This is a genomic window from Arenimonas terrae, assembly GCF_006265115.1.
GTDB lineage: Bacteria > Pseudomonadota > Gammaproteobacteria > Xanthomonadales > Xanthomonadaceae > Arenimonas > Arenimonas terrae.
On the sequence record NZ_SMDR01000001.1, the window covers coordinates 512,028 to 530,442 of the forward strand.

16 protein-coding genes are annotated in these 18,415 nt (G+C 71.3%); 7 read left to right on the forward strand and 9 right to left on the reverse strand.

Going from position 1 to position 18,415, the window contains the following annotated elements; all coding sequences use genetic code 11:
• Positions 1 to 42 precede the first annotated feature (42 nt).
• Positions 43 to 1,533 carry a MocR-like pyridoxine biosynthesis transcription factor PdxR gene (gene pdxR / locus E1B00_RS02370; RefSeq protein WP_176693089.1) on the forward strand — a complete coding sequence of 497 codons (1,491 nt, stop codon included), beginning with the start codon at positions 43 to 45 and terminating at the stop codon, positions 1,531 to 1,533.
• 12 nt (positions 1,534 to 1,545) lie between these two features.
• On the opposite strand, the gene E1B00_RS02375 is transcribed toward pdxR, so the two are convergent.
• On the reverse strand, positions 1,546 to 3,990 hold the full coding sequence (locus tag E1B00_RS02375; protein ID WP_176693090.1) for a B12-binding domain-containing radical SAM protein: 2,445 nt from the start codon (positions 3,988 to 3,990) through the stop codon (positions 1,546 to 1,548).
• A 118-nt stretch (positions 3,991 to 4,108) separates the two neighbouring features.
• Between E1B00_RS02375 and E1B00_RS15510 the strand changes: the two genes are divergently transcribed.
• The 6 genes from E1B00_RS15510 to E1B00_RS02405 all read left to right on the forward strand — a co-directional run bounded on the left by E1B00_RS15510 (position 4,109) and on the right by E1B00_RS02405 (position 11,935).
• A complete protein-coding gene (locus E1B00_RS15510; RefSeq protein ID WP_176693091.1) occupies positions 4,109 to 4,465 on the forward strand; it encodes a CopL family metal-binding regulatory protein in 357 nt (118 codons plus the stop codon).
• 98 nt (positions 4,466 to 4,563) lie between these two features.
• Positions 4,564 to 6,276: a TolC family protein gene (locus E1B00_RS02385; protein ID WP_176693092.1), complete on the forward strand. Its 1,713-nt coding sequence runs from the start codon at positions 4,564 to 4,566 to the stop codon at positions 6,274 to 6,276.
• Entirely contained in the window at positions 6,273 to 7,583 is a 1,311-nt protein-coding gene (locus E1B00_RS02390) for a multicopper oxidase family protein (RefSeq protein ID WP_139445239.1), read from the forward strand. The genes E1B00_RS02385 and E1B00_RS02390 overlap by 4 nt, the downstream gene beginning before the upstream one ends.
• Positions 7,584 to 7,657: 74 nt before the next feature.
• Complete coding sequence (locus E1B00_RS02395; protein ID WP_139445241.1) at positions 7,658 to 8,062, forward strand: heavy metal-responsive transcriptional regulator; 405 nt, start codon at positions 7,658 to 7,660, stop codon at positions 8,060 to 8,062.
• A gap of 140 nt (positions 8,063 to 8,202) precedes the next feature.
• A complete protein-coding gene (locus tag E1B00_RS02400) occupies positions 8,203 to 10,455 on the forward strand; it encodes a heavy metal translocating P-type ATPase (protein WP_246048544.1) in 2,253 nt (750 codons plus the stop codon).
• A 121-nt stretch (positions 10,456 to 10,576) separates the two neighbouring features.
• Positions 10,577 to 11,935, forward strand: coding sequence for a cation:proton antiporter (locus E1B00_RS02405; RefSeq protein WP_139445245.1), 1,359 nt, complete (start codon positions 10,577 to 10,579; stop codon positions 11,933 to 11,935).
• Here the strand turns inward: E1B00_RS02405 and E1B00_RS02410 are convergent.
• The 8 genes from E1B00_RS02410 to E1B00_RS02445 are packed head-to-tail and all read right to left on the reverse strand — an operon-like array spanning position 11,917 to position 18,414.
• Entirely contained in the window at positions 11,917 to 12,600 is a 684-nt protein-coding gene (locus E1B00_RS02410; protein ID WP_139445247.1) for a 4'-phosphopantetheinyl transferase family protein, read from the reverse strand. The two genes, E1B00_RS02405 and E1B00_RS02410, sit on opposite strands and share 19 nt — an antisense overlap.
• A gap of 13 nt (positions 12,601 to 12,613) precedes the next feature.
• The gene (locus E1B00_RS02415; RefSeq protein WP_139445249.1) at positions 12,614 to 13,024 is read right to left on the reverse strand and encodes a hypothetical protein; all 411 of its coding nucleotides are present in this window, start codon (positions 13,022 to 13,024) and stop codon (positions 12,614 to 12,616) included.
• A gap of 28 nt (positions 13,025 to 13,052) precedes the next feature.
• On the reverse strand, positions 13,053 to 14,282 hold the full coding sequence (locus E1B00_RS02420) for a beta-ketoacyl-ACP synthase (RefSeq protein ID WP_139445252.1): 1,230 nt from the start codon (positions 14,280 to 14,282) through the stop codon (positions 13,053 to 13,055).
• Positions 14,282 to 15,010 carry a 3-ketoacyl-ACP reductase FabG2 gene (locus E1B00_RS02425; RefSeq protein WP_139445254.1) on the reverse strand — a complete coding sequence of 243 codons (729 nt, stop codon included), beginning with the start codon at positions 15,008 to 15,010 and terminating at the stop codon, positions 14,282 to 14,284. The genes E1B00_RS02420 and E1B00_RS02425 overlap by 1 nt, the downstream gene beginning before the upstream one ends.
• The gene (locus tag E1B00_RS02430; protein ID WP_139445256.1) at positions 15,007 to 15,468 is read right to left on the reverse strand and encodes a hotdog family protein; all 462 of its coding nucleotides are present in this window, start codon (positions 15,466 to 15,468) and stop codon (positions 15,007 to 15,009) included. The genes E1B00_RS02425 and E1B00_RS02430 overlap by 4 nt, the downstream gene beginning before the upstream one ends.
• Positions 15,465 to 16,649 carry a beta-ketoacyl-[acyl-carrier-protein] synthase family protein gene (locus tag E1B00_RS02435; protein WP_139445258.1) on the reverse strand — a complete coding sequence of 395 codons (1,185 nt, stop codon included), beginning with the start codon at positions 16,647 to 16,649 and terminating at the stop codon, positions 15,465 to 15,467. Before E1B00_RS02435 ends, E1B00_RS02430 begins: the two co-directional genes overlap by 4 nt.
• Positions 16,646 to 17,185 (reverse strand): DUF3261 domain-containing protein, encoded by a 540-nt coding sequence (locus E1B00_RS15515; protein WP_176693093.1) that lies wholly within the window; start codon positions 17,183 to 17,185, stop codon positions 16,646 to 16,648. The genes E1B00_RS02435 and E1B00_RS15515 overlap by 4 nt, the downstream gene beginning before the upstream one ends.
• Positions 17,173 to 18,414, reverse strand: a complete 1,242-nt coding sequence (locus E1B00_RS02445) for an NAD(P)/FAD-dependent oxidoreductase (RefSeq protein ID WP_139445262.1) — start codon at positions 18,412 to 18,414, stop codon at positions 17,173 to 17,175. The genes E1B00_RS15515 and E1B00_RS02445 overlap by 13 nt, the downstream gene beginning before the upstream one ends.
• Between the last annotated feature and the right edge of the window lies 1 nt (position 18,415).

The following is an 18,415-nucleotide window of genomic DNA, read 5'->3' on the forward strand; positions in this document are numbered from 1 at the left end:
GCCCGGTACTTTCAGGGGCTTAAATCGACCCGGAGGTCGCCCATGGACTTGTTTCTCGACGGCAACGGCAGCCTGTACCGGCAATTGGTACGGGCGCTGAAAACCAGCATGGCCACCGGCCGCCTGCCCAAGGGCACGCGCCTGCCGGCCAGCCGCGACCTGGCGGTCAGCCTCGGCCTGTCGCGCGCGACCGTGGTCGCGGCTTACGAACAGCTGCGCACCGAAGGCCTGATCACCGGCCGGGTCGGCGCCGGCAGTTTCGTCAGCGCGCCTTCGACCGCCACCCTGCCGGTGCGCCCCACCCTGCCCCGCACAACCGTGGATCCGCAGAGCGCATTCAGCCGACGGGCCCGGCAGGTGCACGACCACGGCAACATCCCGGGCAAACGCCGCCCCGGTGCGGTGCTGGATTTCCAGTACGGTTTCGCCACGGTCAATCCGTCCCTGGCCCGGCAATGGGCGCGCGAGATCACCCGCGCCGCACACGACCTGCCGCTGAACTATCCACCGTCGCAGGGCATGCCGGCGCTACGCCAGGCCATCGCCACCCACATCGGCCGCACCCGAGGCGTGGTCTGCGAAGCCGACGATGTCCTGGTGGTGGGCGGCGTGCAGCAGGCGATGGCCCTGGTGTCGCGCGTGCTGCTCGACCCCGGCGACGCGGTGGTCATGGAAGAGCCGGCCTACTTCGGCGCCCGCCGCGTGCTGCAGATGCACGGCGCCAACCTGCGCTGCGTGCCGGTCGACCAGGACGGCCTGTGCGTGAACCGCCTTCCGGCCGAGACCGCCAAGCTCGTCTGCGTGACACCCTCGCACCAGTTCCCGACCGGTGCCGTGATGAGCCTGCCCCGTCGCCAGGCGTTGATCGACTATGCCGAGCGGCACCAGTCCTGGATCTGCGAGGACGACTACGACGGCGAGTTCCGCCAGGAGGAAGGCGCCCTGCTCTCGCTGCAGTCGCTCGACCGCAGCGGCCGCGTGGTCTACGTCGGCAGTTTTTCCAAGACGCTGTTCCCGGCCGCCCGGCTGGGCTACGTGGTGATGCCGCGCGCGCTGCGCGACGACTTCATCGCCGCCAAGTGGGCCACCGACGCCGGCTGTCCGCCGATGGAGCAGCTCGCGCTCGCGTCCTTCATCGCCCAGGGCGGCTACGACCGTCACCTGCGCCAGATCACCCGTCGCCTGTCCGAACGCCGCAAGCTGCTGCAGGACACGCTCGCCGCCGAGCTGGGCGACCAGGTCGAGGTGCTGCGTGCGCGCACCGGCATGCACCTGATGGTCTGGCTGCGGGGGCTCGACCTCTCGCAGGGCGAGGCGCTGGTGACCCAGGGCCTGCGCGCCGGGCTGGGCCTGCACACGGTCGCTCCCTGCTACGTCGATCCGCCCGATCGCGCCGGCTTCCTGCTCGGATTCGGCACGCTTTCACCGCGCGAACTGGTCGACGCGACGCGGCGCTTCGCCATGCTGGTCCGCAGCTCGCCCGCGGGAACCGGGCGCCGCCGGGGTGGCCTGGTGCTCGCGCACTCGGCCTGACCCGCGCGCCGGTCAGGCCCGCTGTTCGACGAAGTTCGGCACCGAGCGTCGGCGCGAGGTACTCGACGCGAGCTCGAAGAACACCTGGTGGTTGTCGTACTGCTCGATGCGGTGGAAGTCGGTTTCGCACATGCGGTACGGGTCCGTGATCTCCAGCCGCCCGGGCGGATAGTCGGCCAGAAGGCGCGCCGCCGGCGCCCGAGCCCGCACGTTGGCGTCGAACCAGGCGGCGAAGTCGTGCTCGAGCGCGTGTACTTCCGGGAAGCGGCGGCCCTCGCCCGGCATCATCAGCTCGTTCACCCGCAGCGTGGTGCGGAAACCGGGGTCCATCGGCACGCCGAGTTCGCGCCTGGCGAAGTCGGCGATCTCGGCATAAAACGGGCCCCAGCCGCCCAGGGCCTGGCGTTCGGCCTGGAAATGCCGGAACAGCCAGGTGATGGCCGGATAGGCCGCCGGCGCCGTCCGGACCGTTCGCACGATGGCGTGGATCAGTTCGGTCGCGGCGATGCCGTGCTCCCACTGCAGGAAACGCGCCACGTAGCGCAGCACCGCGTAACCGTCGGCGATGTCGAAGGCCGACCAGATCTCCAGCATCTCCGCCAGGTCGGCCGTGCTGTAGCTCGAGGTCGAGACCAGGTACTGCTGCGCGTCCACCCGGATCTGGTTCTCGCGCAGGTACTCCGGGTCCGACATCGGTGCGTTGGGCAGCAGCTGGGTGCGGTAGGCCTTCACGCCGACGTCGTCGTCGAAGTAATACTGCAGGTCGCCCTTGAAACTCTTCACCGTCGCGCCGGGCAGGCCAATCATCAGATCGGTGGACAGCGGCAGGTTCTCGCGCCGGAAGATGTCGCCGAGTTCGTCGTACTTCTTCGTCTTGATGTTGTCGCGGCGGATCACCGCCAGCGTGTCGGGGTCGGTGGTCTGGATGGAGATGATGCCCTGGCTGCAGATGCCGGCGCGGGCGAAGACCTTGACGATCTCGGCGATCTTCTCGGTGGCGTTTTTCGGGTAGTTGACCACGACCTCGCGCGGGTAGCCGTATCTGGCCTTGGTGGCGGCGACGTGTTCGGCGATGTCCACGTCGCGCTTGAAGATGCCGAAGTTGGCGTCGGCGATCCACAGCACGCGGATGCGCTGGCGGCCGATCCAGTCGATTTCGGCCTTCACCCGCTCCAGGTCGAAGCTGCGGATCTTCTGTTGTGTCGCCGAGCCCCAGTCGCAGAAGGTGCAAGCGTAGGGGCAGCCGCGATTGCTTTCGAGGATGGCCGCGACCACCTTGCCGCCGTAGTGGTTGAACATGCCCGACAGATACGGCGACGGCAGCTCGTCCATGGCCGCCAGTCGGTGCCGTTCGGCGGTCCGCACCAGCGCCTGGCCGGAGCGGTAGGTCAGGCCGGCGACCTCGCGGAGCGCGTCGATGCCCTGGCCTTTCGCCAGGGCTTCCAGCAGCTCCACCAGCGTGGCCTCGCCCTCGCCGCGCACCACCACGTCCACGTGCGGATTGGCCTGCATGTGCCGCTGGCAGGCCTCTTCGTACTTGGGCGCGCTGGGACCGCCGTGGATGGTGAGGTTGCGCGGGTCGGCCGCCTTGGCGGCGGCGGACAGGCCGCGGTTGTACTCGTGCGACCACATGTAGTTCGAGAACAGCCACAAGCCGGGACCGAAGCGGCGATAGAGCGCCTGCATCTGGTCCGCGCCGACCGAGACGATCGGCAGCGGCTGGTAATGCCTGAGCAGTTCGCCGCCGCGGTGCGCCATCAGGTGCGCGCGCAGCATGCCGAGGGCCAGCGGCAGGTGGTCGGCGTGGTGGGTGACGAAATAGATCGGCGTGCGGCCGTCGGGCTGCAGTGCCGCCCAGGGATCGCCTTCACCCAGGTGCACGGCATCGGTTTCGATCGGCGAGGTGGACGCGACCGGCTTGGTGCGCGTCGCCGTCGCAGGTACCAGCAGGCCCGCCGCCAGCAGTTGGGCCAGCCCCGCGCGCGCTCGGGCTTCGTCCAGGCTTCCTGCCGCCAGCCCGGCGAGCAGGTCCGGCACGGCCTTGCCCTCGCCTGCCGCGAGCAGGCGCAAGGCCAGCGCGCCGGGCAGGCGGCAGTAGGCACGCAGCGAGGGGCTCCATGCGACGAACTCGCGCTCGCCAGGGAAGAGGCAGGTCTGGCTGACCTGGCGCACCAGGGCAGGCAACTCCGAGATCGAGGGGTGCTGTGCCGGCAGGTCGATGGATGGGGGCGCGGCGGCCTGGTCGGCCGACGGCGACACCAGCAGGCCGGCGTCGCGCAGGTCGCGCAGTTCCTCCGGCGGCAGGCCAGACGGGTCCAATCCGGCCAGCACGCTGGCCAGGCGCTCCACCGTGCGGGCCGACAGGATCCGCGGCCGCGCCTGCGCGGGAAGCCAGGCCAGGATCTGTCCGCGCCGTGTGCTGATCCGCAGCGCGGGATCGAGCCTGAAAATCGCCATGATGCTGCCAGGAAACCGAATGACGCCGAGCATAGGGGACTTGCCCGGGCCGAAAAAGGCCCGCGCCGCGATCCCGGGCCGGAGCGACCGGTCCCGGCTTTGGGATTACACTGTGGCCATGTCGCTGATCGCCCTGATCGCCCGCTGTCTGATGGTCCTGGCCCTGGTGGCCAGCGGCCTGCCGGCTATGGCGCAGCCTGCGGGCCCGGCCGAACCGGAAACCGCCGCGGCCGCCAGTTGCCACGACGATGCCGGCCACGTGGCCGCCGACGAGCCGCCGCCGACGGATCCGGCCGACCTGGGCTGCTGCGACGGCGGCGACTGCACCTGCACCTGCCTGCACCATGCGCCCGCCACCCTGTGCCTGGCGCTGGCGCCCGCCACCGTGCATCCGCACGGACCCGCCGCCCTGTTTTCCCTGCGCATCGCGCCGGGTCCGGCCCTGCTGCCGTCCTTGCGCCCGCCGATCGCCTGAGCGCGCGCCCGGCGGACCCCGCCGTTCCCTGACCCCTGATCCCGCCCGGCCTCCGGGCTCCGGCCCGTCCGGACAACGATCACATGCGGAGCCAACTCATGAACCGTTTTCCCGCCCGCGCCTTGTCGGCGCTGGCCATCGCGACCGCGCTCGGCGGCTGCGCCAGCCTCGCGCCGCAGCCGCGCGCGGACGATCTCGCCCCCCTGCTGCAATCGCGCGGCGGACCCGCCGTGGACTGGTCGTCGGTAGGCGCGCCCGCGGCCGAACGCCAGGCCATCGGCGCCTGGCTGGACCAGCCGATGACCCTGGACGCCGCGCTGCGCGTCGCCATGCTGCGCAGTCCGCGCCTGCAGGAAGAGTACGCGCGCCTGGGCCTGGCCCGCGCCGAGGTGCTCGAGGCCGTGCAGGTCGAGAACCCGCGGCTGTCGTTCTCGCGCCTGTCGCTGGACGGCGGGGGCCACAACCGCACGGTCGGCCTGTCGCTGCCGCTGGTGGACCTGCTGGTGCTTCCGGCCCGTGCCCGGCTGGCCGCCACCGACCATGAGCGCGCGCGCTTCGACGTGGCCGCGTCCGTCCTGGGCGTCGTGGCCGACGTGGAAGCCGCCTGGTACGCGCATGTCACCGCCCGCCAGGTCGCGGAGATGCGCGACGCGGTGGCGGAAGGCGCCTCCGCCAGCGCGGAGCTGGCGCAGCGTTTCTTCGACGCCGGCAACATCAGCGAACTGCAGCTGCGCCAGGAGCAGGCCGCCGCCAGCGAGGCGCGCATCGCCGCGCTGCACGCCCGCGCCGAGGCCGGCCGCCAGCGGCTCGCGCTCAACACCCTGCTCGGCCTGCGCGGGGACGAGGCGCGCTGGGAAAGCGGCGAAGCCCTGCCCCTGCCGGTGCCGCGCGAAGACGATCCCGCGCTGCTGGTGCGGCTCGCGCGCGAGGGCAATCTCGACCTGCTGGCCGCCCGCAAGGAAGCCGAAGTGTTGGCCGACGCGCTGGGCCTGACGCGCACGCTGCGCTGGCTGGGCGGCACCGAGATCGGCTACGAGCGCGAAACCGAAGCCGATGGCCAGCGCCTCAAGGGCCCGAGCCTGGAACTCGAGCTGCCCGTCTTCAACCAGGGCCAGGCCAGGGTGGCGCGCGCGGAAGCGCTGCTGGCCGGCGCGCTGGCCCGGGTCTCACGCGCCGAGCTGGCCAGCGAACACGCGGTCGGCGCCGGCATCGAAACGGTGGCGTCGATGCGCGAGGTCGTATCGCTGCACCGCGAGGCCCTGGTGCCGCAGCGCGAGGCCATCGTCGCGCGCCAGCAGGAGCGGCAGAACTTCATGCTGATCGGCGTGTTCGAGCTGATCCAGGCCAAGGTCTCGGAATACGACGCCTACCAGAGCTACCTGGAGGCGGTGCGCGACTACTGGCTGGCGCGGGTCGAACTGGCGCGCGCGGTGGGCCAGCGCCTGCCCAGCGATGCCGACATCGGGCCACGCACGCCGCAGGTGCAGGAGATCCTGCGTACCCAACCGGCGATGGACCATTCCGGTCACGGCGGCATGGACCACTCGCAGCACCAGGGCATGGATCATTCGGGGCACGAAGGCGCCGGAGCCAAGCCCAAGCCGACGGAAAGCACCGGCCACGAAGGCATGGACCACTCCGGGCACGAGGGCATGGATCACGGCCCGCCGGCACCGAAGCCCGAGCCCGCGTCCAAACCGATCGACGCTTCCGAACATGACGGCATGCCGCCCAAGTCCGGCGCCGAAGACAATGACGAAGACGAACCCGCGAAGGAAGACCACTCGCACCACCACGGAGCCACGCCATGAAACTCACCCGACGCAACCTGCTGCTCGGCGCCGGCGCCGGCCTCGTGACCACGACGGCGGCCGCGCAGTCCGGCGGCCATGCGGGCCACGCGATGCCACCCGCCCCCGACACGACCGATGAACCGGCCCGGCACCGCGCCGGCAAGGTCCGCACCCTCAACGGCTGGTCCCTGCCCCACCGCATGAACGGCGGTGTCAAGGAGTTCCACCTCGTCGCCGAAGAGTTCGAGCACGAGTTCGCACCGGGTTCGAAGGCCATCTGCTGGGGCTACAACGGCGGCACGCCCGGTCCGACGATCGAGGCGGTCGAAGGCGACCGCGTGCGCATCTTCGTCACCAACCGGCTGAAGGAAGCCACCACCATCCACTGGCACGGTCTGATCCTGCCCAGCGGCATGGACGGCGTCGGTGGCCTGAGCCAGCCGAAGATCCAGCCCGGCGAAACCTTCGCGTACGAGTTCACGCTCAAGCAGCACGGCACCCACATGTACCACCCGCACGCCGACGAGATGGTGCAGATGGCGATGGGCATGATGGGCCTGTTCATCATCCACCCGCGCGGCGGCGACACCGTGGACCGCGACTACGCGCTGCTGCTGCACAACTTCGCCCTGCACCCGGGCACGCGCCGTCCGGATCCGGCGGTGATGCAGGACTTCGACCTGTGGACCTTCAACTCCAAGGTCTATCCGGCGATCGAGCCGATGGTGGCGCGCACCGGCGAACGCGTGCGCATCCGCGTCGGCAATCTGAGCATGTGGAACCATCCGATCCACCTGCACGGCGTGCAGTTCGATGTCACCGGCTCCGACGGCGGCCGCTGGCCGGCGTCGCGCTGGCGCAAGGAGGTGACCGAGATCGTCGGCGTCGGCCAGATGCGCGACATCGAGTTCGACGCCATCGCCGGCGACTGGGCCTTCCACTGCCACATGTCGCACCACACGATGGGGCCCATGGGCCACGAGATCCCCAACACCCTGGGCGTGGACCAGTCGGGTGTCGAGGACAAGATCCGCAGGATGCTGCCGGGCTATATGGCCATGGGCCAGCACGGCATGTCCGAACACCAGGAACACACCGACAGCGGCCACATGCCGGGCCCGGAAAACACGCTGGCGATGATGGCCGGCAAGGGTCCGTTCGGGAACATCGAAATGGGCGGCATGTTCACCGTGATGAAGGTGCGCGACCACCAGGCCCCGGGAGACTTCAGCGACCCGGGCTGGTACGTGAACCCGCCCGGCACGGTGGCGCGCCGCGTAAGCACCGATCCTGCCTTCGGCGCACCGCCGCGGCGCCGCGGCTGAATCCCGCCCCTTCCACCAGCGCTTGACTCTGGACCCGGGTCCAGACCGCAGACTGCCGGCACAGGAGATCGGACATGGACACCTGGAGCATTGGCCAACTGGCCCGGCGCGCGGACGTCGCCATCGACACCGTGCGCTACTACGAGCGCAACCACCTGCTGCAGCCCGCCGGCCGGCTGGCCTCCGGCTACCGGCGCTACGGCGAGACCGAGCTCAAGCGGCTGCGCTTCATCCGTCGGGCCAAGGTCCTGGGCTTCAGCCTGGAGGACATCCGCGGACTGCTCGCGCTCAGCGAGGAGCAGGACGTGGCCAAGGTCCGGCAGGCAGCCCAGGCCAAGCGTGCCGACATGGACCGGCGCATCGCCGAGCTCGAACGCATCCGTGACGGCCTGGACCGGCTGATCACGGCCTGCCCGGGCCATGGCCGCGCCGACGCCTGTCCGATCCTCCTTTCACTCACCCAGGAGGACACGGCATGACATCCGCGAACCACGGCCACGAGCATGGTCACGCCCACGACCACGACAAGCACACCCACGGGCACGGCGCCGGCCACTGCTGTTCCGCGCCTGTCGCCGGGAAGTCCAGCCCGGCATCAACCATCGATCCCGTCTGCGGCATGACGGTGTCGCCGGATTCCCCGCATCACGCGCAGCACGCCGGTGACGACATCCACTTCTGTTCGGCGGGGTGCCGGGCGAAGTTCGTCGCCGATCCGGAGAAATACCTCGCGCCGAAGCCGCGCTCGCCCGAAGTCGGGGCGCCGGACGGTGCCGTCTACGTCTGCCCGATGCATCCGGACGTCCGCCAGGACCATCCCGGCACCTGCCCGACCTGCGGCATGGCGCTGGAGCCGGAGATGCCGAGCCTGGACGAGCAGGAAAATCCGGAGCTGCGCGACTTCCGCCGCCGCTTCTGGTGGACCCTGCCGCTGACCCTCGTCGTCTTCGTGCTGGCGATGTTCGGCGACCGCCTGCCCGGCCTGCCGCACGCCGCGCGCAGCTGGCTGGAGCTCGCGCTCAGCGCGCCGGTGGTGCTGTGGGCCGGGTTCCCTTTCTTCGAGCGCGGCCTGCAGTCGGTGCGCCACCGCAGCCCGAACATGTGGACCCTGATCGGCCTGGGCGTTGCCGCGGCCTTCGGCTACAGCGTGGTCGCGACCGTGGCGCCGGGGCTGTTCCCGGACTCTTTCCGCGAACACGGCCGCGTCGGTGTGTATTTCGAGGCGGCGGCGGTGATCGTCTCGCTCACCCTGCTGGGCCAGCTGCTGGAGCTGCGCGCCCGCGCGCAGACCTCGGCGGCGATCAAGGCCCTGCTGGGCCTGGCGCCGAAAACCGCGCGCCGTCTGCGCGACGACGGCGGCGAAGAGGATGTCGAGCTGTCCCACGTGCACGTCGGCGACCGCCTGCGCGTGCGGCCCGGCGAGAAGGTGCCGGTGGACGGCGTGGTGCTGGAAGGACGCTCGCATCTCGACGAATCCATGCTCACCGGCGAACCGGTGCCGGTCGCGAAGGCGGCCGGCGACGAGGTGATCGGCGCCACGCTCAACGGCAGCGGCAGCCTGGTGATCCGCGCCGCCAAGGTCGGTTCGGCGACGGTGCTGGCGCAGATCGTGCAGCTGGTGGCGCAGGCGCAGCGTTCGCGGGCGCCGATGCAGCGTATGGCCGACCGGGTCGCGTTCTGGTTCGTGCTGGCGGTGCTGGCGGTCGCGGCGGCCACCCTGCTGGGCTGGGGCCTGTTGGGGCCCGAACCCTCGTGGACCTATGCCGTGCTCAACGCCGTGTCGGTGCTGATCATCGCCTGCCCCTGTGCGCTCGGCCTGGCGACGCCGATGTCGATCATGGTGGCGACCGGCCGCGGCGCGCAGGCCGGCGTGCTGTTCCGCGATGCCGAGGCGATCGAGAACTTCCGGCGCATCGACACCCTGGTGGTGGACAAGACCGGGACCCTGACCGAGGGGCGTCCTGCCTTCCGCGAAGCGGTGCCGGTGGCCGGCATGGACGAGGCGGAGCTGCTGCGCCTGGCCGCCAGCCTGGACCAGGGCAGCGAACATCCGCTGGCCGAGGCCATCGTCGCCGAGGCGCGGCGGCGAGGGCTGGCCCTGGTGGCCGCTGAAGACTTCGAGTCCTCGACCGGCATCGGCGTGCGCGGCCGGGTCGACGGCCGGCGCGTCGCGATCGGCAACACCGCGTTGATGCAGGAACTGGCGGTGGACGTCGCGGACCTGACGGATCGCGCCGATACCCTGCGCGCCCGGGGCGCCAGCGTGATGTACGTGGCGTTGGACGGCCGCCTCGCCGGACTGCTCGCCGTCGCCGACCCGGTCAAGGCCTCGACGCCCGAGGCGATCCGCGCCCTGCATGCCGAAGGCCTGCGCATCGTCATGGCCACGGGCGACGGCATCGCCACCGCGCGATCGGTGGCACAGGAGCTGGGCATCGACGAAGTGCACGGCGAAGTCCGCCCGCAGGACAAGATCGCCCTGGTCCAGCGGCTCAAGGCCGAAGGCCGCCGGGTTGCGATGGCCGGCGACGGCATCAACGACGCACCGGCCCTGGCCGGCGCCGACGTCGGCATCGCGATGGGCACGGGCACCGACGTGGCCATGTCCAGCGCCCAGGTCACCCTTGTCAAGGGCGACCTGCGCGGCATCCTGCGTGCGCGCCGCCTGTCGCAGGCGACGGTCGCGAACATGAAGCAGAACCTGGTCTTCGCCTTCATCTACAACGCGCTCGGCGTGCCGGTGGCGGCGGGCCTGCTCTATCCGTTCACCGGCCTGCTGCTGAGCCCGATGATCGCGGCGCTGGCGATGAGCCTGAGTTCGGTGTCGGTGGTGAGCAACGCGCTGCGGCTGGGTCGCGCCCGGATCGGCTGAGGCCTGCCCCGGCGTTGGGGTGGGCGGCGGTGTTTTGACGCGTGCATGCGGGATAATGCCGCCGCCTCCTGCTCTGGAATCCCGCATGGTCCGCGCCATCCACCCTCGACGGGTGTCCTGAATGCTGCGGCGCTACGCCTGGCTGGTCGGGCTGCCGCTGACGCTTGGCCTGGCCTGGCTGCTGTGGGTCGCCGCGCCCGTGGGGTTCGCGCCGGGAGTCGCGGCACCGCCGGTGCCCGACGCCACCTCCGCACTGGCGCAGCCGCTGCCGCGCTTCCTGCTCCAGCTGCTGGTGGTGCTGGCGGCGGCGAAGTTCGCCGGTGCGCTGATGCGGCGAATCGGGCAGCCGGCAGTGATCGGCGAGATGCTGGCCGGCATCGTGCTCGGGCCCTCGCTGCTGGGCTGGGCCTGGCCGGGCCTGCATGCGGCGGTTTTCCCGGCGGATGGCCTGGGCGCGTTCAAGCTGGTCAGCCAGCTCGGCGTGCTGGTCTTCATGTTCGCGGCCGGCGCCGAGTTCGAGCTCTCGCGTCTGCGCGGCCAGCGGCGCCTGGCCCTGGTGGTCGGCCATGCCGGCATCGCCCTGCCCTTCCTGCTCGGGCTGCTGCTGGCCTGGCCGCTCGCCGCGGCCTACGCGCCGGCCGGGACAGACTTCATCGCCTTCGCGCTTTTCCTGGGCGTGGCGTTGAGTGTCACCGCCTTCCCCGTCCTGCTGCGCATCATCGAGGAGCGCGGTTACCGCGGACTTCCCGTGGCGACGCTGGCCATCGCCTGCGCAGCGGTCAGCGATGCCAGCGCCTGGGCCATCCTCGGCGCCGTGGTCGCATGGACGCAGAGCCAGGGCCCCGGCCACCTGCTCCTGAACCTGGGCCTGAGCGCCGCACTGGCCTGGGCGCTGCTGGGACCGCTGCGCGCGCGCCTGACGCGCCAGGGCGAGCATGCGTCGCCGCCCGCGGCGATGGTCGGGCTGATCCTGATGGCGCTGGCCTGCGCCCTGGTCACCGAGCTGATCGGCCTGCACCTGCTGTTCGGCGCTTTCCTCGCCGGGCTCGCGGTGTCCGGTTCGCCGGCCCTGCGCGACATCGTCACCCAGCGCATCGAACCCTTCGCCGTGGTCGTGCTGCTGCCGCTGTTTTTCGCCAGCACCGGCCTGGCCACCCGCGTGGACCTGCTCAGCGGCAGCGAATGGCTGCTCTGCCTGGGCCTTACCGGTGTCGCGACGCTGGGCAAGCTCGGCGGCACGGTGCTGGCCGCGCGCTGGTGCGGCGTGGTGCCGGCCGACGCCTGGCGGCTCGGCATCCTGATGAACACGCGCGGGCTGATGGAGCTGATCGTGCTGTCGCTGGGCTACGAGCTGGGCCTGATCGACCAGCGCCTGTACGCGATCCTCGTGCTGGTGGCGATCATCACCACGGTGCTCACCGGCCCGCTGCTGGGCTGGCTGGACCGGAGCGCCGGGCGGACTCAGTCGGCCGCGACGTAGGTCCAGTGGCTGGCGGGCAGGCCTTCGGGAAGCCCGCGCGCCTGCGGCACCAGTCCGGGCCATCCCGCCAGCGCCAGGGCGCCGGTGTCGCCGAGCGGCCAGACGCGGGCTTCGGCAAGCGCGGCGTCACTGCGTCGCGAACTGACGCGGCGGGCCTGCGTCGCCTGCAGGCCTTCGCCGCCGCGTTTTCCGCGCGCTTCCTTCAGGGCCCAGAACACGTAGAACAGTCGCTCGCGCTCGGCGCCCGCTTCGACTTCGAGCAGGCGCGCGATCTCGTCGGGTGCGAACAGGTAGCGGGCCAGCGCCATCACGTCGCGCGGCCGGCGCGGCAGCTCCAGGTCCAGGCCGATCGGCTGCGCCGCCACGGCGGCAGCCAGGTGTTCGCCGCTGTGGCTCAGCGTCGCCCAGGCGCGGACACCACCGCGCAGCAGCTGCGGACGCGGGCCGGCCTCGTCGTCCCAGCGCCACTGCGCCGGCTCGCCGCCGAAGGCCCGCGCCGACAGCACGCGCGCCAGCCAGTGGCCGGCGAGGTACTGGCGCCGGCGCAGCGATGCCTGGATGCCGAGCAGCCGCGTCTGTTCGGCCGGGCTCAGCCAGCCTTCGACCGCGTCCGGAAGCGCGGACGCGGCGAGCGTGGTGACTTCGAGCAGGCAGGTCTCGGCCAAGGGCTGGCCGGCCTCAGAGCGCCGCGACGCGGGCGCTGATGTCCTGCGCCAGGTTCGCGACCCACTGGTGGTACTTCGGATGGATGTAGGCCTGGCCGCGGCGCTCCTTGTAGTTGAGGTTCTCGCTCGAGACGTACTCGATCTGGAAACCCTGCGGGTCGTAGACGACGGCGACGACGACCGTGTGCTTGCCGCGGATGACGTTGCGCAGGACCATGCGGCCCGGCGCTTCTTCGATCAGCTGCCAGCCGCGCAGGGCGCCCGCGCCGGCGATCGCGCCGCGCAGGGTGTCCGGGGCCGGCGTCCTGCCCGCGGGGCCGACGAAGAGCACGCGCTGCGGCGGCTCGAGCTTGTCGGTCTTGGCGGCGGCCAGCGGCGCGGCCAGGGCCAGGGTCAGGGACAGCAGCAGGATCGGCAGCTTCATCGGCGGTTCTCGCAGGCGTGTGGAGGGATCAGTGGGGCCAGCGGCGCAGCACCAGCGAGGTGTTGATGCCGCCGAAGGCGAAGTTGTTGCTCATCGCGAACTCGCCGTCGATGCGGCGGCCGTCGCCGGTCAGGTAATCGAGCGCACCGCAGCGCGGGTCGACGTCCCGGAGGTTGAGCGTGGGGTGGAACCAGCCCTCGCGCAGCATCTCCAGCGTCACCCAGGCTTCGAGCGCGCCGCAGGCGCCGAGGGTGTGGCCGGTGTAGCTCTTGAGCGAGCTGATCGGCATCCGTTCGCCGAACACCGCATGCGTGGCCGTGGTCTCGGCGATGTCGCCGTGGTCGGTGGCGGTGCCGTGGGCGTTGACGTAGCTGATCGCCTCCGGCGCCAGGCCGGCGTCGTCGAGCGCCTGGCGCATGGCCACCGCCATGGTCGCGGCGTTGGGCTGGGTGACGTGCTGGCCGTCGCTGTTGGTGCCGTAGCCGACGATCTCGGCATGGATGGTGGCGCCGCGCGCGAGCGCATGCTCCAGGTCTTCCAGCACCAGGGTGCAGGCGCCCTCGCCCACCACCAGGCCGTCGCGCGCGGCGTCGAAGGGGCGCGGCGTCCGCTCCGGCGTGTCGTTGCGGTTGCTGGTCGCGAACAGCGTGTCGAACACGGTGGCCGCGGTGACGTCGAGTTCCTCCGAACCGCCGGCCAGCATCGCCACCTGCCGCCCGGCCTTGATCGCCTCGTAGGCGTAGCCGATGCCCTGGCTGCCCGAGGTGCAGGCGCTGGAGGTGGTGACGATGCGGCCGGTGATGCCGAAGAACACGCCCATGTTCACCGGCGCCGTATGGCTCATCATCTTGATGTAGGTCGTGGCGTTGATGTACTGCGTATTCATCTCGGCCAGCATGCGGCCGAAGTCGCTCATCGACGAGGGCGTGCCGGCGGAGGAGCCGTAGGAGATGCCGACGCGGCCGGACTTGAGCACCGGGTCGCCGAGCAGGCCGGCATCGGCCAGGGCGAGCTCGCTGGCGCGCGTCGCCAGCAGCGCCACGCGGCCCATGCTGCGCGTGGTCTTGCGGTTGTAGTGCTCGGGCAGCTCGAACGGCGCGCATGGCACGCCCAGGCGGGTGTTCAGGCCCTTGTAGGCGCCCCACTCCGGGAAGGCGCGGACGGCGTTGCGCCCGGACTTCAGCCAGGCCAGCACCGCCGGCCAGTCGTGGCCCAGCGGGCTGATCGCGCCGCGGCCGGTGATCACGACGCGGCGCATCAGACCATGCCCCCGTTGACCGAAATCACCTGCCGGGTGACGTAGGCGGCCTCGTCCGACATCAGGAAGGACACCACGGCCGCGACCTCCGCGGGTTTGCCGACACGGCGCAGCGGGATCAACTTCAGCGCTTCGTCGACGATCTCCGCCGGCAGCATCTCGGTCTCGATCAGGCCCGGGGCCACGCAGTTGACGGTGATCTCGCGCTTGGCCAGCTCCAGGGCCAGCGCCTTGCTGGCGCCGATGATGCCGGCCTTGGCGGCGCTGTAGTTGGTCTGGCCGCGGTTGCCGGCGATGCCCGATACCGAGGACAGCGTGACGATGCGACCCGGCTGGCGCCGGCGCACCATCGGCATCACCACCGGCTGCAGCACGTTGTAGAACCCGTCGAGGTTGGTGTGGATCACGTCGTCCCACTCCTCGCCGCTCATCGCCGGGAAGGCGTTGTCGCGGGCGATGCCGGCGTTGCAGACCACGCCGTGGTAGGCGCCGTGGGCTTCGATGTCGGCGTTCAGTGCGGCCGCGCAGCCGGCGCGGTCGGCGACGTCGAAGCGGATCACGCGGGCGGCGCGGCCCAGTGCGGCCACTTCGGCGGCGACGGCCTCGGCTTCGTCGATGCGGCTGCGGCAGTGCACGACGATGTCGAAACCATCGCGCGCCAGGCGCAGCGCGATCGCGCGGCCGATGCCGCGGCTGGCGCCGGTGACGAGTACGGAACGGGCGGTCATGAGTTCGGATTCCCCAGGTAGGCGTCGGCGTCCGGCGGTTCGTAGACCGAGACGTTGGCGGTGGCGATTTCCTCGTCGCCGTCGAGGATGCGGCAGGCGAACAGGCCCAGGCCGTTGTCGCCGAACAGTTCGCAGACGGCCTCCACGCGCAGGCGCAGGCCGAACGGCAGCACCTCGCGGTGCGCCTGGTAGCGGCGGGTGCCGAGCAGGAAGCCGGGCTTGACGCCCTCGCCCCGCGTCAGCGCCCGCCCGCCGGCCCAGGCGGCGATGCACTGGGCCATGTATTCGATGCCGGCCCAGGCCGGCACGCCGTCGGCTTCGGCCAGCAGGTGGTCGTCGCGCACCACGGCCTCGACCGATACCGACTGCTCGTCGCAGTGCAGCACGCGGTCGATCCACAGCATGCCGCCGCGGTGCGGCACCATGCGCTCGACGGCGGCGTCGCGCGGATCGTTCATCCGGCCCCCAGCACGAGGGCGGCATTGCTGCCGCCGAAGGCGAAGGACTGGCTGAGCACGTGGCGCAGCGGCGCATCGGCGCGTTGGCCCGGAGCCACCAGGCTGACTGGCGCGAGCGCCTCGTCGGCAGCGCCGTCCCACCAGTGCGGCGGCAGCGCGCGGCCGCCGTGGCGGGTCAAGGCGATCCAGCACAGGGCGGCTTCGATCGCGCCGGCGGCGCCCAGGGTGTGGCCGGTCAGCGGCTTGGTCGAACTGCAGGGCGTGCCGGTGCCGAAGACGCGGGCCATCACGCCGGCTTCCATCGCGTCGTTCTGCGGCGTCGCCGTGCCGTGCAGGTTCACGTAGCCGATGTCGGCCGGCCGCAGGCCGGCGCGCTGCAGGGCTTCGCGGATGGCGCGCTCGGGCCCGTGGCCTTCGGGTTCGGGGGCGGACATGTGGTGGGCGTCGGAACTTTCGCCCCAGCCCGCCAGGCGCACCGGGCCCGGCTCGCGCGTCATCAGGAACAGCGCCGCGCCTTCGCCGATGTTGATGCCGTTGCGATGGCGCGAGAACGGGTTGCAGCGCTGCGCCGACACCGAACCCAGCGCGCTGAAACCGGCGACGGTGAACTCGCACAGCGAATCGGCGCCGCCGGCGATCACCGCGTCGGCCAGGCCGGCGCGCAGCAGGCGCGCGCCCGAAGCCAGGGCCTTGGCGCTGGAGGAACAGGCGGTGGAGATCACGTGCGCGGTCCCACGCAGGCCCAGTTCGGCGGCGAGGTAGCGCGCCGGCGTACCCATTTCCTGCTGGGCGTAGTGGAAACCCTCGGGCCAATGGCCGTCGCGCGGAAAGCTCCGGTGGGCGGCTTCGCTTTCGCCCACGCCGGAGGTGCTGGTGCCCATCACCACGGCGACCCGGTCCGCGCCGTAGCGGGCGATGGCCTGTTCGACGGCGGCGCGGATCGGCGCCAGCGCCAGCGCGACCAGGGCGTTGTTGCGGCCGCGCAATGCGACCGGCTGCTCCGCGAGCTCCGGCAGCTCGCCCGGCACCCGGCCCAGCGCCAGCGCCCGGCCCGGCGTGACCGATTCGGAAAGCGCCACGCCGCGCGGCGCATCGGCGGCGAACAGCGCGGCGGCCACGGCATCGACGTCGCGGCCCAGGGCGCAGGTCAGGCCCAGCTGGTTGAGAAAGACCGGGCTCACGGAATCACCGGTACGGAATCGATCTGCAGCATGTAGCGGTGCCGGTTCTGGCGCAGCACGCGGCGCTGCTCGGAAACTCGCTGCACGTGCGCGACGATTTCGTCGGAGTGCATCAGCTTCCGGCTTTGCTCCGGTCCGCTGAAGTGCCAGGCCGGCGGCAGCGCGGCATCCACCGCGTCGACGGGCCAGTAGACCAGCTGCAGGTCCGACAACACGCGTTCGGCCGAAAGCTGCGGAGGCAGCCAGTCGGCCCGCGTCTGGGTCAGGGTGCTGCCGTCCCAGTCCAGGCGCAGCGCGACCTGGCCCTGGGCGTGGATCACCACCCGCACCGCCTCGGCGTCCACCTCGACCAGTGCGTCCACCACCTGGCGCCGGCCGCCGTGCTCGAAACTCAGGCGCTGCTGCGCGGCCATGCCGCCCGGCAGTGCCGACGGCGCCAGCCGCAGCAGCGGCACCTCGTCCGGCGGGCCGGGTCGGGCCGGCGGCAGGCAGCCGGCGAGTGCGGCGAGCAGCACGAGGGCGATCAGGCGGAGCACAGCTGCTCCAGCACCGCCAGGCGGCGCTTGTTCTCGGCGACGTAGGGATTGCTCGTGTCCCAGGCGTAGCCGGCCAGGATCGAACAGATCATGCGGCGGATGTCCGGGGTCGGGTTGGGATGGAAGATGATCTTCTGGAAGCCGCCCGCGTACCAGGCCTCCACGAAACAGCGGAAGGTGTCGACGCCGGCGCGCAGCGGCCGGCCGTAGTCGGCCTCCCAGTCCACCGTCTCGCCAGCGAACTGGCGCTGCAGGCAGGCGCTGGCGAGGCTGGCCGACTTGAAGGCGATGGTGACGCCGGACGAGAACACCGGGTCGAGGAACTCGCCGGCATTGCCCAGCAGGGCGTAGTTCTTGCCCCACAGCGATTTCACATTGGCCGAATAGCCGACGATCTGCCGCGCCGGCGTGTCCCAGTCGGCCTTGGCCAGCAGGCCGGCCAGGTCCGGGTCTTCGCCGACGATCGCCTTCAGGCGCTCGGTCTCGGTGCCGGCGTACTGCTCGAGGTATTTCGTCTCGGCGACCACGCCCAGCGAGCAGCGGCCGTTGGAAAACGGGATCGTCCAGTACCAGACGTCGTCGTGCCGCGGATGCACGCTGATCAGGATCTTGTTGCGGTCGAAGGCGGGCGAGCCCGGCGGGATGTTGTCGCGCACGTGGGTGAAGATGGCGCCGCGGGCCGGGAAACCCGACGGGCTCTCGAGCTTGAGCAGGCGCGGCAGGATGCGCGCGAAGCCGCTGGCGTCGAGCAGGAACCGCGCCTGCACCTCGTAGGTCTCGCCGTCGGGCGAACGCACCGTCACGCGCGGCTGGTCGCCGTCCACGTCCACCGCCAGCACCTCGTGCCGGTAGCGGACGGCGGCGCCCAAACGCTCGGCCTCGTCCGCCAGCACCTTGTCGAAGTCGGCGCGCTGCACCTGGTAGGTGGTGCCCCAGCCCTTGGAGAACTTGTCGCGGAAGTCGAACTGGGTGCGGTGCCCGCCGCGGGCGAAGGCGGCGCCGTTCTTGTACTGGAAACCGGCCTCGACCACGGCCTGCAGCATGCCCGCTTCCTGGATGTATTCCATGCTCTGCGGCAGCAGGCTCTCGCCGATCGAGAAGCGGGGGAACTGCTCCTTCTCCAGCATCAGCACCTCCCTGCCCTGCTTGCGCAGCAGGCCCGCCGCCACCGAGCCGGCGGGGCCCGCTCCGATGATCAGGATCTCGACGTGTTCGGTGCGTAGGCTCATG